At 42.4% G+C, this 13,421-nt stretch carries 14 protein-coding genes, 1 rRNA gene and 1 riboswitch; of the genes, 2 read left to right on the forward strand and 13 right to left on the reverse strand.

What is annotated here, in order from left to right:
* The 3 genes from JOC37_RS06235 to JOC37_RS06245 all read right to left on the reverse strand — a co-directional run.
* Window positions 1–75: ribosomal RNA gene (locus JOC37_RS06235) — 16S ribosomal RNA — on the reverse strand; the annotation flags it as partial.
* 273 nt (window positions 76–348) lie between these two features.
* The gene (locus tag JOC37_RS06240) at window positions 349–1,716 is read right to left on the reverse strand and encodes an amidohydrolase (protein ID WP_204617198.1); all 1,368 of its coding nucleotides are present in this window, start codon (window positions 1,714–1,716) and stop codon (window positions 349–351) included.
* Window positions 1,717–1,889: 173 nt separating this feature from the next.
* Window positions 1,890–2,342: a metal-dependent transcriptional regulator gene (locus tag JOC37_RS06245; RefSeq protein ID WP_204617200.1), complete on the reverse strand. Its 453-nt coding sequence runs from the start codon at window positions 2,340–2,342 to the stop codon at window positions 1,890–1,892.
* A 152-nt stretch (window positions 2,343–2,494) separates the two neighbouring features.
* Here JOC37_RS06245 and tsaA point away from each other — a divergent pair, with 152 nt between their 5' ends.
* Entirely contained in the window at window positions 2,495–2,980 is a 486-nt protein-coding gene (tsaA, locus tag JOC37_RS06250; protein ID WP_338017347.1) for a tRNA (N6-threonylcarbamoyladenosine(37)-N6)-methyltransferase TrmO, read from the forward strand.
* A 57-nt stretch (window positions 2,981–3,037) separates the two neighbouring features.
* Here the strand turns inward: tsaA and JOC37_RS06255 are convergent, their stop codons facing one another.
* From JOC37_RS06255 to cobI, 4 genes are all read right to left on the reverse strand, one after another.
* Window positions 3,038–3,772, reverse strand: a complete 735-nt coding sequence (locus JOC37_RS06255; protein WP_204617202.1) for an ABC transporter permease — start codon at window positions 3,770–3,772, stop codon at window positions 3,038–3,040.
* Between the two features lie 3 nt (window positions 3,773–3,775).
* A complete protein-coding gene (locus tag JOC37_RS06260; RefSeq protein ID WP_338017348.1) occupies window positions 3,776–4,621 on the reverse strand; it encodes an ABC transporter ATP-binding protein in 846 nt (281 codons plus the stop codon).
* 98 nt (window positions 4,622–4,719) lie between these two features.
* Entirely contained in the window at window positions 4,720–5,631 is a 912-nt protein-coding gene (locus JOC37_RS06265; RefSeq protein WP_238480793.1) for a sirohydrochlorin cobaltochelatase, read from the reverse strand.
* Window positions 5,632–5,754: 123 nt separating this feature from the next.
* Window positions 5,755–6,468: a precorrin-2 C(20)-methyltransferase gene (gene cobI, locus JOC37_RS06270; RefSeq protein WP_204617206.1), complete on the reverse strand. Its 714-nt coding sequence runs from the start codon at window positions 6,466–6,468 to the stop codon at window positions 5,755–5,757.
* 222 nt (window positions 6,469–6,690) lie between these two features.
* Window positions 6,691–6,877, reverse strand: a riboswitch (cobalamin riboswitch).
* A 129-nt stretch (window positions 6,878–7,006) separates the two neighbouring features.
* Between cobI and JOC37_RS06275 the strand changes: the two genes are divergently transcribed.
* Window positions 7,007–8,170, forward strand: coding sequence for an iron-containing alcohol dehydrogenase (locus JOC37_RS06275; RefSeq protein ID WP_204617208.1), 1,164 nt, complete (start codon window positions 7,007–7,009; stop codon window positions 8,168–8,170).
* Window positions 8,171–8,215: 45 nt separating this feature from the next.
* On the opposite strand, the gene JOC37_RS13585 is transcribed toward JOC37_RS06275, so the two are convergent.
* The 6 genes from JOC37_RS13585 to JOC37_RS06305 all read right to left on the reverse strand — a co-directional run bounded on the left by JOC37_RS13585 (window position 8,216) and on the right by JOC37_RS06305 (window position 13,354).
* Window positions 8,216–9,427 carry an HD domain-containing phosphohydrolase gene (locus JOC37_RS13585; protein ID WP_204617210.1) on the reverse strand — a complete coding sequence of 404 codons (1,212 nt, stop codon included), beginning with the start codon at window positions 9,425–9,427 and terminating at the stop codon, window positions 8,216–8,218.
* Window positions 9,405–10,556: a methyl-accepting chemotaxis protein gene (locus JOC37_RS06285; RefSeq protein ID WP_204617212.1), complete on the reverse strand. Its 1,152-nt coding sequence runs from the start codon at window positions 10,554–10,556 to the stop codon at window positions 9,405–9,407. Before JOC37_RS06285 ends, JOC37_RS13585 begins: the two co-directional genes overlap by 23 nt.
* Before the next feature lie 84 nt (window positions 10,557–10,640).
* Window positions 10,641–10,787 (reverse strand): FeoB-associated Cys-rich membrane protein, encoded by a 147-nt coding sequence (locus tag JOC37_RS06290; protein WP_204617214.1) that lies wholly within the window; start codon window positions 10,785–10,787, stop codon window positions 10,641–10,643.
* A gap of 16 nt (window positions 10,788–10,803) precedes the next feature.
* Window positions 10,804–12,855, reverse strand: coding sequence for a ferrous iron transport protein B (feoB, locus tag JOC37_RS06295; RefSeq protein ID WP_204617216.1), 2,052 nt, complete (start codon window positions 12,853–12,855; stop codon window positions 10,804–10,806).
* Window positions 12,856–12,882: 27 nt separating this feature from the next.
* Window positions 12,883–13,110 (reverse strand): FeoA family protein, encoded by a 228-nt coding sequence (locus tag JOC37_RS06300; RefSeq protein WP_204617218.1) that lies wholly within the window; start codon window positions 13,108–13,110, stop codon window positions 12,883–12,885.
* A 1-nt stretch (window position 13,111) separates the two neighbouring features.
* Window positions 13,112–13,354: a FeoA family protein gene (locus JOC37_RS06305; RefSeq protein WP_204617219.1), complete on the reverse strand. Its 243-nt coding sequence runs from the start codon at window positions 13,352–13,354 to the stop codon at window positions 13,112–13,114.
* Window positions 13,355–13,421: the final 67 nt, after the last annotated feature.

Consider the following 13,421-nt stretch of genomic DNA (forward strand, 5'->3'; position numbering starts at 1 on the left):
ACACCTCCGTTCGACTTGCATGTGTTAGGCACGCCGCCAGCGTTCGTCCTGAGCCAGGATCAAACTCTCCATAAAATATCTATGGATAAGCTCTTCCAGCTCTCCTGTTCAATATAAAATATCCATTGGCTTTATCGCCCTTGACATCCATCTCTCACTGTTTAGTTTTCAAGGATCGCTGCCAGTTTTTGGGCCGCCTGGTTCAGCGGCAGGATTTAGTTTAACATCTTTGTCCCTTAATGTCAACTGGTATTTTTAATTTTTTTGCCCGCTGCTTTTTGGGATCAGCAGTTTTAAATTGTATTACACCGGGAAAATTACTTCAACAATCAATTTTTGGTAATTTGATTATCTTATCTTTATAACAGGAAAACGATTCGGCAGGCTGATACCAGCCTTTTTCAACAGCACCGCTGCTCTTTGCTGTGCCTGCTGCAGTATTTCTTCTTCATTAACGGTGAGAATTTTTTTATCCCGCATCAACCATTGACCGTCGCACATAGAAGATTCCACGTTACTAGAATGCATGGCATAAACCAGGTTGGCAACGGGGTCATGCAGCGGCAGGGTCCCGGCACTGGCAGGGTTGATGATAATCAAGTCCGCCTTTTTACCCGGTTCCAGCGATCCAATTTGATCTTCCCACAGTACACAGCGGGCACCGTTGACAGTGGCCATTTCCAGTACTTTTTCCGCCGGTAAAACCTCGGGGTTAAGGGTACGTCCCTTATGAATCAGTGTGGTCAGGTACATTTCGCTCATCATATCCATGCGGTTATTACAGGGAGCACCATCTGTACCAATGGAAACACTAATACCCCTGGCCAGCATTTCCGGCACCCGGGCAAAGCCCAGTACCTTCATGGCAGCAGCAGGATTGTGAGATACTTTCACATTATACAGTGCAAAAAGGTCTATTTCTCTATCTGTCAGCCAAACAGTATGTACCGCCAAAAAGTTTTCATCCAGTACACCTAATCTTGCCAAGTGCTCCACCGTGGTAAGACCGCGCTGTTCCCTGCTAAAACGTACTTCTTCATTAATTTCTGCCACATGCATATGAATGCCCACACGGTATTTATCTGCCAGCGTTTTTGTTCTTGTGATTAGTTCATCAGAGTTATTAAATATAGTGCGTAAACTAAACCACACCCTGATGCGGCCATTTGCCCGGCCGTGCCAGCGTTTGATAAGCTCCTCTTGTTTATGCAGGGCAGTGTCAGTGCTTTCCTGCCAGTTGGCCGGCAGTCCTTCACCGCAGTCCATGGTGGAACGGGATAAAATTCCCCGGATACCTATTTTTTCAACGGCTTTACCCATGCCGTCCACTTCCTGCCCCCCGGCTTCGGCAAAGGTGGTAACACCGGAATGTATCATCTCTAAACAGCAGGCCAGGGATGAAATATATGAATCTTCTAAGTCCATGCTGCTTTCATAGGGCCAAATGCGTTTACGCAGCCATGTTAAAAGGTCTACATCATCCCCGATACCGCGACCCAACTGCTGGGATAAATGAACATGGGTGTTAATTAAACCGGGCATAACTATTTTCCCGCTGGCATCAACTATTTCGGCACTGCTGTTGATTTGCTCCGCCTGTACCCGGCCCACCGCCGCTATTTTATCGTTTTCTACCAGGACATCACCGTTTTCAAACACTTGTCTTTCGGAATTCATAGATATGACATAGCCGTTTTTTATCAGTATCTGCCTCATAATCTATCTCCTTATAATTATTTTTTCGATTAAATTCTACATAAAGCAAATATTCCCTTTTTACCGGGATTTTTAAAGACGGAAAACAATGGGATGAAAAAAGACAGGTTTGAAATTGTTCACCTGCCATTGTAAACCCGCTGATATGTTTTATAGTACTGCGGTGAATTTTACTATTTTCCTGCATACCCGTTAATCAACCCCAGCCCCTTTTCCTTCCGATAACGACAATGTTCTAAAAATTTTTTCCGGCATTCCTTGTTATTTTCTAAAAAGTCCAACAAGCTTTCTATCGCCCTGATGGTGGGCAGTGATAAATAATGTTCCATGGCTTCCGCTTCCGCTTTAACATCACACTGGGAATTTATTGCTTTTAAAAAATTCTGCAGTATACCGTTTCTTTCTACCAAAAATTTTCCCACCCGGCGCCCTTTTTCCGTTAAAACCAGTTCTCTATACTTTTTATATATTAAGTAATCTTTCTCACTTAACTTGCGAATGGCATTATTAACCGAGGGCATTGTTACATCTAAACAGGAAGCAATATCGCTAACCCGAACCACATCGTTATGTAGTGAAAAGCGATAAATTTCTTCCAAGTAATCCTCCAGGCTGGGTGACAGCATTGAAACTCCCCCCTATTTTATTGCGGATACCCTTGTATAACATTTTACGTTGCAATCTCTATAAAATTACTTCCTCTATAAAAAACATTTGATTGGTATAAAGTTATAATTTAAAATAATTGTATAAAAATTTTTAACTTGGAGGGATATTAGTGGCAGAAATAAAATACAAACCCATTGGGATAATTCATTCACCTTATAAAGATACAAAGGGAATGCCTATACAACCCACCGGAGCTCAAGGTGTAAAAGGAACCATAGAAATAAGCCCGCAGTACGCCGAAGGATTAAAGGATATAGATGGATTCTCCCACGTTTTTTTAATCTATCACTTTCATCTCTCTAAAGGATACTCATTAACCGTTAAACCATTTCTAGACAATGATTTACACGGTGTATTTGCAACCAGAGCACCCAGGCGTCCCAATTCCATCGGGATATCGGTGGTTAAAATTTTAAAAGTTGAGGGAAATATCATACATATTGAAGACGTTGATATTTTAGACGGTACACCTTTACTGGATATTAAACCCTGTGTACCGGAGTTTGATTTCCGGAAAGTAGAAAAGACCGGATGGCTTTCTAAAACAGCCGGCAGAGTTTCTGAGGTTAAGGCAGATGAGCGGTTCTGTAAGTAAACAAAGCAGTGCCAGAGCAGCGAGCACCGCTTATACAGCATTTTCGGTTTATGCTTTTTATTCAACCCTGTTGCACACATATAATCCCCACCCGGTAAACAGCAGCAGGTAAGCAATCTGTACCGCCGGTGCCCAGAGAGGTATTTCACCGCCCAAAGCCACAGCTCTCAACCCTTGACTGGCCGGAGTTAACGGCAGCACATTTATCACATGGCGCATTATTTCCGGTACCCTGTCTAAAGAGAAAAATGTACCGCAAATAAATATCATTGGCGTAATAACAAAATTGTTAAACCTGGCCATGTCGGGGTGGGATTTTATTTTCAAGGCCACCAGAAAACCCAGGCTGGAAAATACCAGGCAGTTTAAAAACATCAGTGCCAAAAACAGGACATTTATTTCCAGCCTGGCACCAAAAATAAAAGAAATGGTGATAATTATCAGCGCTGCATATATTCCCCTCATAGCACCAGCTACAATTTTGCCGGCGGCAAAGGATAAAATAGTAATCGGGGCCACCATATACTCTTCCAGCGTCTTGTCATATAAGCGAGCAATGGAAAGCGGAGTGGCAATGGCATTAAAACTGGTGTTCATGGTACTTAAAGCAACAATACCGGGAACCAAAAAGTTGATATAATCAACACCACTTAAATTTACAGACCTGCCCAACCCCCAGCCAAAGGTTATCAAATATAACAGGGGGGCCACCATAGAACTGGTGGTAATGGTCCAAAAGCGGCGTTTAAAAAACAAGTACTCTCTCCACAACACTGCCAAAAATCCGGACATTGCTCATTCACTCTTTTCCTCAGTTAATTTAACAAAGATGTCTTCTAGTCTGCTTTGTCTTACAGTTATCCCTTCCCCCATTGAAGAAGCCGCTTTCAGTGCTTCTTTTTGATCTTTATAAAAATACAAAACCGTCTTATCGTTGTAAAACTGTTCTACTACAACAGGCCCCACCATATTCTTGAGTTCATCCAGGGAACCGCTCATTAACAGCCTTCCCTTTTTTAACAAACCTATTTTAGTGCATAAAGCCTCGGCTTCTTCTAAATAATGGGTGGTTAAAACAATGGTAATACCCCTTTTGTGCAGACCCTTAATTAAATCCCAAACCTTCCGCCGGGAAGAAACATCCAAACCCACCGTGGGCTCATCCAACAACAAAATTGCCGGTTTGTGCATCAGTGCCCTGGCAATGAGCAGTTTGCGCTTCATTCCACCGGATAGTTTGCCGACTTGGGTATCGGCTTTATCTGTAAGCCTAGTAAAATCCAGCAGTTCTTTTATCCTGCCTGCGGATTCCTTTTTAGGTATTCCGTACAACATACCATGCAGCTGCAAGTTTTCTACAACGGTTAATTCCGGTTCCAGATTATTGTGCTGGGGTACCAATCCTATTTGAGATTTAAATTTGGTATTATTGCGGTTTACAGGCTCACCGGCCACCAGCACCCGGCCGGAGGTAGGTACGGTAAGGGCACTGATAATACGTATCAGTGTTGTTTTACCCGCACCGTTGGGACCCAGCAAGCCGAAGAATTCCCCTTCTTTAATATGTAAGGACAGGCTGTCCAGCGAAACGGTATCGCCATATCTTTTGGTCACCTGATCTAACGCTATCAATTCAGTCACTTCCGTCTTTTTAAGGAAATACTTTTATTTATTATAATCATAGCATTTCCCGAAAATGAATTATATACGGGTTCGATAAAATCGAACCCGTATGCAAATTAGTTATCCAGCTGAGCAATGGCATCTTTAACATGTTGTACATAAATATCCTGAATGGCGGGATTCTCTCCTAAGCCGTGGAGGTAAGTTTCCACTGTATACTCATCTTTAAGCTGCATTTTCCAAGATTCTTTTTCATCTCCCGCCAGGTCGTTTTGGGCGTGATCACCGGCCACCAGCATAAAGGGCATCAGAATAACACTCTTTATATCCTTAGCCGCCAACTGTTCCTTGATATCTTCCAATGTAGGTTCAGCTTCAACTGTGCCCACAAATATATTCAGGTTGGCTTTATTTATTTCCTGCTGGAATTTATCATAGCAGGCATTTGCTTCATGGTGAGTACCGTGACCCATCAACAGCACGGCCTGGTTTTCTGCCAGTTCGGGAATTTGTTCTTTTAATGCCTCTAAAGCAATGGCATAGTCATTGGGATTGCTTTCGCTGCCAAGCAGCGGTCTGCCCAGTACAATTTGTTCAAAGGCTTTTTCTGCAGCAAATTTATCCACAATAATTTTTACTTCATCGTACTCTGCACCGGGTATTATATGCAGCGGTTGTACCACTACCTGCTTGTAACCTTCTTCTTTCAATTTTGTCAGCGCCTGTTCAGGATTGTCAATGGACAGTCCATCTCTTTGAGCCAGTTTTTTAATAATGAACTCGGAGGTAAATGCTCGACGTATTTCGTAATCTTTAAAGGTATTTTTTATTTTGTTTTCAACACTTTCAATGCAGGCTTTTCTGGCTTCCGGGTAACTGGTTCCAAAGCTAACTACTAAAATAGCTTTTTTATCTTTCACCTGTGAACTTGTTTCCTGTGCTTCCCTTTCTGCACCGCAGCCGGCAAGAAGCACTGCCATCATTACTGCAGCCAGTACTAATGCAGCAAATTTTTTAACAGCCTTCATTTTGTAAAACATCTCCCTTCAATTATCTTAAAAATAAAATTTTCAGCACCAGCCGGCGCCATTTGTACCGCTCTTAATGCAAAATTTTTATTACCCGGCAATGCCGCTTGGTTCATTACGGTTTTACTGATTTTTATTCAGGTATCTTCTAACTAAAATTGTAGATAAATAATTGACCTTTTGTTCTCCATCTTTTTCCAGGTCGGTTACAATTTTTTCCCCTTCTAAACCACATTTACTGACCATAACTGCGTTTTTAATCAATCCCAATTGTTTCAACTTATTAACCACTTGTTTATAATTCTTATAAACCTTGAGCAAAACCAAATTATTTGATGTGGACATCACCTCTTCCAGTTTTTTCTCATCTATAGTGGCCGGAACTACACACAGGATGTCATTCCCTTCTGCCAGCGGGTAGTTTAACCTGCCGCCAATGGCAGAAAAGGATGTCACTCCCGGTACTACTTTAATTGAATGACCGCAGCCTTCTAAAAGTCTTTGTATGTATATGAAGGTGCTGTAAAGCATGGGATCACCCAGGGTTAAAAATACAACCTTTTTCCCTTCATCCAGCAGCTGATTGATTATTTTTTTGTTGTTTTCCCAAGCGTCGAGTAATTTTTCCCGGTTATAAACCATGGGAAAAACTAATTCTAATATCTGGGTTGATTCATCGATATAGGGTTTGGCAATGGACAAAGCTGCACTTCCATCTTTTTTTTCTGTTTTAGGAGCCAGAATTACATCCGCTTGTTTTATTACATTTACTGCTTTGACGGTTAATAACTCCGGATCCCCGGGACCCACCCCCACACCGTATAACACTCCTGCCATAATATCCTCCGTTTCTTTTATTGCTGCCTAAAAAATGGTATCTTACTAAGAAAGACATCAACAAAATAAAAAACCCTTGACCTTTGGCCAGGGTAATAATCGCAATGCATAACAATGAAAGCCGCGCTTAAATTAGACATTAATTAGATAGGTGCTTTGGTAAGCAGCATATCTAAAAAACACACGCCAACTTAAGCATCAACCCTATTACCCGGAAGGTCGTGCTGAATACCTGTTTAGGCAGGTTTCCTGACTTACGGCTCATCGCTCACTCTCACCTTCCCAGCATTTAACCAGTGGTATTCAAGAGCTGCTCACCGAATACAGTGGCCGGTCCGCCCGGGATTCTCACCCGCGTTCCCTTTTAACCTTCACCGGTGGTGAAGGCACCTAAACATTTTATGTAATTTAACATTATATTTATACCAATATTTTCTTGGTTTGTCTATACAATTTTTTATAATTATTGTAAATTCCTTGCCTACAATAACAATTATTTCATATAATCAATTTGTACTGAATTAAAGGGGTGAAAGTAATGCAGAATTTTATTTTTAGAAATCCCACTAAACTGGTATTTGGAAAAGATACTGTAAAAAACATCGGTACAGAAATTAATAATTCCGGCATTAAAAAAGTACTGCTGGTATACGGCAAAGGGTCTATTTTTAAAAATAAGGTTTATGAAACAGTAATCAGATCTTTAAAAAATGCCGGCATAGAAGCGGTGGAACTGGGAGGCGTTAAGTCTAACCCCGTTCTGTCAAAAGTATACCAGGGTATTGAACTGGCCAAAAAAGAAAATGTGGAAGGGGTTTTAGCTGTGGGCGGCGGCAGTGTGATAGATACCGCCAAAACCATAGCGGCAGGTTTTTATATAACGGGTGATATATGGGACGTTTTCGAAAAAAAAACCCGGGTCAATAAAGCGCTGCCCATCTTTACTGTGTTAACCATTTCAGCCACTGGATCGGAAATGAACCCCGTCGGCGTAATAACTAAAGAAGAAGAAAATAAAAAATGGGGATTTGGCTCGCCTTACACCTACCCCAAAGTATCAATCATAGACCCCACGGTGCAGTTTTCCCTGCCCCCGCACCAGACCGTCTACGGTGCCATTGATGCCATGTCCCATGTTTTCGAGCTGTACTTTGGCAGCGAGGCGGATACCGGCGTACAGGATGAAATAGCGGAGGGAATAATCAGAACAATAATGAAGCACGTTCCGGTTCTTTTGAAAGAGCCTGATAACTATCAATCCCGGGCTCAATTGGCCTGGTGTGCAACCCTGGCTTTAAACGGAATTAACCAGGCCGGAAGGGTGCCGGGGGATTGGGCCTGCCATGATATTGAACACTCGCTCAGCGCTTACTACGACATAGCTCACGGAGCAGGTCTGGCCATTATCATACCCGCCTGGATGAAATACGTTTATAAGGAAAACATGAATAAATTTGAACAATTTGCTGAAAGGATTTTTAATATCACCGGCGGACAGCAGGAAGATAAAATTATTCAGGCCATCAACTCATTAAAAGCATTTTTCCAAAAGCTCAATGCCCCCACCACCTTAAAAGAAGTGGGAGTAAAATACAGCGACCTGGAAAAACTGGCTGAAAACACCGTTATCTCCGGTCCCAGGGGCAGGATAAAAAAACTATCTAAAAATGATATAGTAGAAATTTTAAAAGCAGCCTATTAACAAACACTCCCCCACCGGATTTGCTGATTGCCCGGTGGGGGGTAATTAGGCGGATTTATTAACCAACCGGATAAACTTTTTTACCATATAAGGATCAAATTGCGTACCAGCCCCCTTTTCCATTTCTAACACTGCTGCATTAAAAGATAAAGCCCGGCGGTAAGCTCTGTGGGATCGCATGGCATCCCAGGCATCAGCAATGCAGGCAATACGCGCCTCAAAGGGAATATCTTCGCCCTTTAATCCTTCAGGATATCCCCCGCCGTCATATCTCTCGTGATGATAGCGAACTACATTCAGTGCCCGGCCGAGAAAATCGATGGGTGACAGTATTTTGCTGCCAATAAGAGGATGAGTTTTTATTAATGCAAATTCTTCGTCGTTCAGCCGTCCTGTTTTGTTTAATATTTTTTCCGGTATGCCGATTTTCCCCACATCATGTAACAGCGCCCCATATCGTATATTAACTATCTCCGCGGGAGAAACTTTAAGTTCCTTGGCCAACGCCACAGACACCCGGGCTACGTTTTCGGAATGATTATGGGTATAGGCATCCTTGGCATCAATGGCAGAAACCAGGGCGCTGATAGTCTTCATGTACACGTCCTTACGCCCGTACTCGATATTTAAACGGGCATTGTTTAATATTAAAGAAGCGTCACGGGCAAACTTAATTACTGTTTTGCACTGGTTTGGCGAATATTCAATTCCATGCTCGTCCTCACCATGGTGGCGGTGCATAAGAACCACCACACCTATAATTTCATCTGCATAACTTAAAGGGACCACCAGCATGGAACGAATAAAGGGATCGACAGAGCGTAAGCTGCTCAATAAATAATCACTTTCTGAACTGAGGTTGAGACAATAATCCAGCGGCAGCACATCGATAATTTTAAAATTATCGCTGACAAAGGATATTACCCTGTCAACCAGTTTTCCCCGGGAAAGCATCAACTCCATATTGTTGTTTTTCCTGTCGTATAGAAAAATACAACCAACTTCACTACCGGTTATTTCCATGGCCATATCTAAAATCGATTTTATGGTTCCCTTAAAATCGCCACTTTTTATCAGCTGGGTAAATATCTCGTAAAGAAAGGTGACATCATTAAGCTTTCTTTTCAAAATTTCATTTTGCTCCAGCAGTTCAGCATTACTTTTTTTTAACTCGTTATATAACTGTTCCCATCCCTTTGTATAATTAATTATTTCATCAGCAATGTTTTTAGTATTACAGCGAAACGTTTTTATCACCTTCTTTCATTACATTTTTACAATTTGCACTTATCTGCCGCAGTTGAGACGTTAAGTCTCTAACCCGGTCAATGGGAAGAGATAACGAACTTTTATCCTTCCTCTCCTCTTCCACCGCTTCTATAATTTCCGTAATATTTTCCGCCACTTGTTCCGCCACCAGACCTATTTCTTGAATTTCAGCAGTTAGTTCCTGCACCACTTCATTGATTTGTACAAAAAATTTTCCTGTCTCTTTGGCCATTATGGTGCCGCTTTCTACATTCTTTGAACCTTCATTAATCACCAGTACAGTCTTTTCTGACTGCTGCTGCATTTCTTTAATTAGTATTTCAATTTCTTTAGCGGAATTGGCCGATTGCTCTGCCAGTTTTCTTACTTCTTCAGCTACCACAGAAAATCCCCGGCCGTGTTCGCCGGCTCTTGCCGCTTCAATGTTGGCATTTAAGGCCAATAAATTGGTAGAATCAGCAATATTAGTAATCATATCAATTATTTGCGTTATCTCTCTAGATTTTTTACTCAAAGCACCTATTACCGCCGCAGTATTATTGAAAGTGGCATTTATGGCTTCCATTTGACCGGTTACTTTCTCCACCTTAGTACTGCCCTTATCTGCATGCTCGGCTGCCTTTTGAGCAGTATCCGCCACATTCCAAACCATATTATTAACTTCATTTATTTTTTGAGAAATTTCCGCCAGCGAACGGGCAATATTTGATATCCTGCCGGCGTTATCAATATTAATTTCTCCCACAGAGCAAAAAATTTCTTGAGCAGTTTCATTAACCTGATCAATTAATTTTTTTACCTTGCCGGCCGCTTGACGGAAGCAGTTGACTAAATCAGAAGCATCCCCGGCAGCATTTTCATCCAGCTCAACAGGCATATGCTGCTGTACTGTTCTTTTAATATCTGCATTTAATTTGCGCAGCGGTTTAATATGTACACGGTTAACTAAAATGGTAATAGTAGTGCATAAAACCGATAAACTGATAATATAAGCTGTTATATATTTATACAAATCTTTCGATATACTCTTATTAATTAGGAAAGAAAGCAAAAAACTAAACGCCAGTGACAGTATAATTACTAACAAAAATTTTGCCCTGATACTTAAACCCTTCATTATTTAGCTTCCCCTTTCAGAACTCCCAAAAACCACACATACAGTTGTGCGGGCAATTTCATGCCCGCACAACCGATGTTGGTACTAACTGCTGCACTTTTCATTATCGATATTGCAAGAGCAGCCCTCACAACCGCCGCCGCAACCGCTGCCCCGGGCTGATTTTCTAATTTGATATATAATCAGTATACCGGCAGATACAGCTGTAACAAGCAATATTATAGTTTCCATATAAAGCAACTCCCCCTTAACTCAAGCCAAACAGGCGACCAACTTGATAAACAAGAACTGCCATCACCCAACCAAGAACCAGCGTATATACCATTGTAAAAACAGTCCATTTCCACGAACCAGTCTCTCTTTTAATAGTACCGATAACAGCAGCGCAGGGAGTATACAGCAGAGTCATTACCATAAATGCATATGCAGAAAGCGGTGTCCATAACTGATGAATGGCAGTAACCACTCCTTCTTCACCCACCCCGTAAATAACACCCAAGGTGCCCACAACAACTTCTTTAGCCAATATACCAAAAATAAGAGCAGTGCTGGCTTCCCATGAACCAAAACCGGCAGGAGCAAACAGCGGAGCAAAGAAACTGCCTATCTGCCCCAGCGCACTTTCTTTACTGCCCGGTTCCACACCCCAAGGCAGTACTGAAAGCGCCCAAATCAGTACAACAACGGAAAAAATAATTGTACCGGCTTTTTTAACAAAGATACCTGCCCTTTCCCACATGTGAATCATAGTAGCTTTTAAAGTAGGAATGCGGTAAGGCGGCAGCTCTAAAACAAAAGGAGAAACTTCTCCCGGAAAAAGAAGTCTTTTAAAAATTACACCCATTATTACCGCCATTACGATACCAAGCAAATACAATGAAAATATTATCAGACCTTCATACTGGCTGAAGAATGCACTGACAAACAGTACATACACCGGCAGCCTGGCAGCACAAGACATCAGCGGGGTGATAAGTATAGTTATTATTCTGTCCTTTTTGTTTTCCAGTGTGCGGGCAGCCATTATACCGGGTACGTTGCAGCCAAAGCCCACCAGCAGGGGAATAAATGATTTACCATGCAGTCCCAGGGTATTCATGAAACGATCCATAACATAAGCCGCCCGGGCCATGTAACCGCTGTTTTCCAGCAGTGCTATGGCAAAAAACAGCAGCACAATATTCGGTATAAATACCATTACCGAACCTACACCGCCGATAATCCCGTCCACTATAAAGGAGGTTATCAAATCGGAAGCACCTGCTGCTGCCAACCAGCCTCCAACTACCCCTCCCAAAATTTCAAAAAATCCTTCAACCCACCCGATCATCGGATCGCCAAGGGCAAAGGTAAACTGAAACACCAACCACATGGCTGCTAGAAAAATAGGTATACCCAACACCCGGTGGGTAACAACTTTGTCTATTTTATCTGAAAAACTCAATCTTTGTTCCGCTGAAATTCGCTTTCGAACTGCCTGCTTGGAAACTCCGCTTATAAATCCATAGCGCCGGTCGGCAATCAGCGACTCTGCATCTTCACCGGTCTCATCCAAAAGAAAAGCAGCACTTTCCTCGCTCTGTTCCAGCAGTTCAGCGGTGCCCGGTATTGCTTTAACCTGCTGGTAAACCTCTTGGTCTTCTTCCAGCAATTTTATAGCCAGGTATCTAGATGGGTATTCCTGGGATAATTGACTGTGAGAAGAAATGATATCTTCCAGCTTTTTAAGTTCTTTTTCCAAGTCGCTTCCGTAGTTAATTTTTAGAGCTTCTCTTTTGGGTTCATTGGCCGCCTGTATCGCCCTTACTACTAATTCTTTCATCCCCTGCTTTTTTGTTGCCACCGTCGGTACCACCGGTACACCCAGCAGCTTGGAAATCTTTGCTACATCAATATGTATAGCCTTTTCTTTGGCTTCGTCCATCATGTTCAGCGCCACTACAACATTGGCACCCATTTCCAGCAGTTGAACGGTTAAATAAAGGTTGCGTTCTATGTTGCTGGCATCAACTACATTGATAATGACATCGGGCTTTTCTTTTAAAATAAAATCCCGGGCCACTCTTTCATCTTCCGAGTATGCACCAAGACTGTATGTACCGGGCAAGTCAACTACCTTGTAAGCCTTTCCCTGGTGTATGAGTTTACCTTCTTTTTTTTCCACCGTTACTCCCGCATAGTTACCCACATGCTGGCGGGCCCCGGTAAGATTGTTAAAAATACTGCTTTTACCCGAGTTAGGATTGCCAGCCATGGCAATTACTGTTTCACCGGTTTGCAATACTCTGGCTGCCTCCATAAATCTCCCTCCTGTTAAACTAATTAATTAACCAACTTCCTCCACCATTATTTTGTTAGCCACACCCTGCCCGAGCACCAGGCGTCCTTCGCCTAGACTCACTATCAACGGGCCATAGTTGTCGTTTTTGATGATGCGCACAGTTACACCTTCGATAAACCCCATCCCGGTTAATCTCTTTCTTACTCCCCTTCCGCCGGCAATTTCTCTGACAACCCCCGTGCGGTTCATGCCCAGAAACCAAAGCGGTTTCATATCACATCACCTCAACATGTATTTCCGCAGCTTCCTGCTTACGCAAGCTTAAACTGTACCCTCTGACCAGTATTTCCATGGGGTCACCCAGCGGGGCCACACCTTTGACATTAATTTCCACCCCGGAAACCAATCCCATATCCAAAATACGCCGGCGTAACGGACCTTTAGCACTGATGCGTACTACTTTACCCCTGCTGCCGGGTTTCATATCACTTAATACCACACTGTCCTTTGCACTCATATTCCAGTCTGCACTCCCTTCATTTTTTTACCTGTAGAATACCGATCTTAATAATGAAAATTATTCT

It is taken from the genome of Desulforadius tongensis, assembly GCF_016907915.1.
Classification (GTDB): domain Bacteria; phylum Bacillota; class Desulfotomaculia; order Desulfotomaculales; family Desulfohalotomaculaceae; genus Desulforadius; species Desulforadius tongensis.

What these genes read in the sequence shown, in the direction of transcription:
- JOC37_RS06265 (WP_238480793.1), bottom strand. Translation starts at nt 5,631, where the DNA reads ATGAAGGCTGTTAAAAAATTTGCTGCATTAGTACTGGCTGCAGTAATG.
- JOC37_RS06240 (WP_204617198.1), bottom strand. Translation starts at nt 1,716, where the DNA reads ATGAGGCAGATACTGATAAAAAACGGCTATGTCATATCTATGAATTCC.
- JOC37_RS06255 (WP_204617202.1), bottom strand. Translation starts at nt 3,772, where the DNA reads ATGTCCGGATTTTTGGCAGTGTTGTGGAGAGAGTACTTGTTTTTTAAA.
- JOC37_RS06285 (WP_204617212.1), bottom strand. Translation starts at nt 10,556, where the DNA reads ATGAAGGGTTTAAGTATCAGGGCAAAATTTTTGTTAGTAATTATACTG.
- JOC37_RS06305 (WP_204617219.1), bottom strand. Translation starts at nt 13,354, where the DNA reads ATGAGTGCAAAGGACAGTGTGGTATTAAGTGATATGAAACCCGGCAGC.
- JOC37_RS06300 (WP_204617218.1), bottom strand. Translation starts at nt 13,110, where the DNA reads ATGAAACCGCTTTGGTTTCTGGGCATGAACCGCACGGGGGTTGTCAGA.
- cobI (WP_204617206.1), bottom strand. Translation starts at nt 6,468, where the DNA reads ATGGCAGGAGTGTTATACGGTGTGGGGGTGGGTCCCGGGGATCCGGAG.
- feoB (WP_204617216.1), bottom strand. Translation starts at nt 12,855, where the DNA reads ATGGAGGCAGCCAGAGTATTGCAAACCGGTGAAACAGTAATTGCCATG.
- JOC37_RS06290 (WP_204617214.1), bottom strand. Translation starts at nt 10,787, where the DNA reads ATGGAAACTATAATATTGCTTGTTACAGCTGTATCTGCCGGTATACTG.
- JOC37_RS06275 (WP_204617208.1), top strand. Translation starts at nt 7,007, where the DNA reads ATGCAGAATTTTATTTTTAGAAATCCCACTAAACTGGTATTTGGAAAA.
- JOC37_RS06245 (WP_204617200.1), bottom strand. Translation starts at nt 2,342, where the DNA reads ATGCTGTCACCCAGCCTGGAGGATTACTTGGAAGAAATTTATCGCTTT.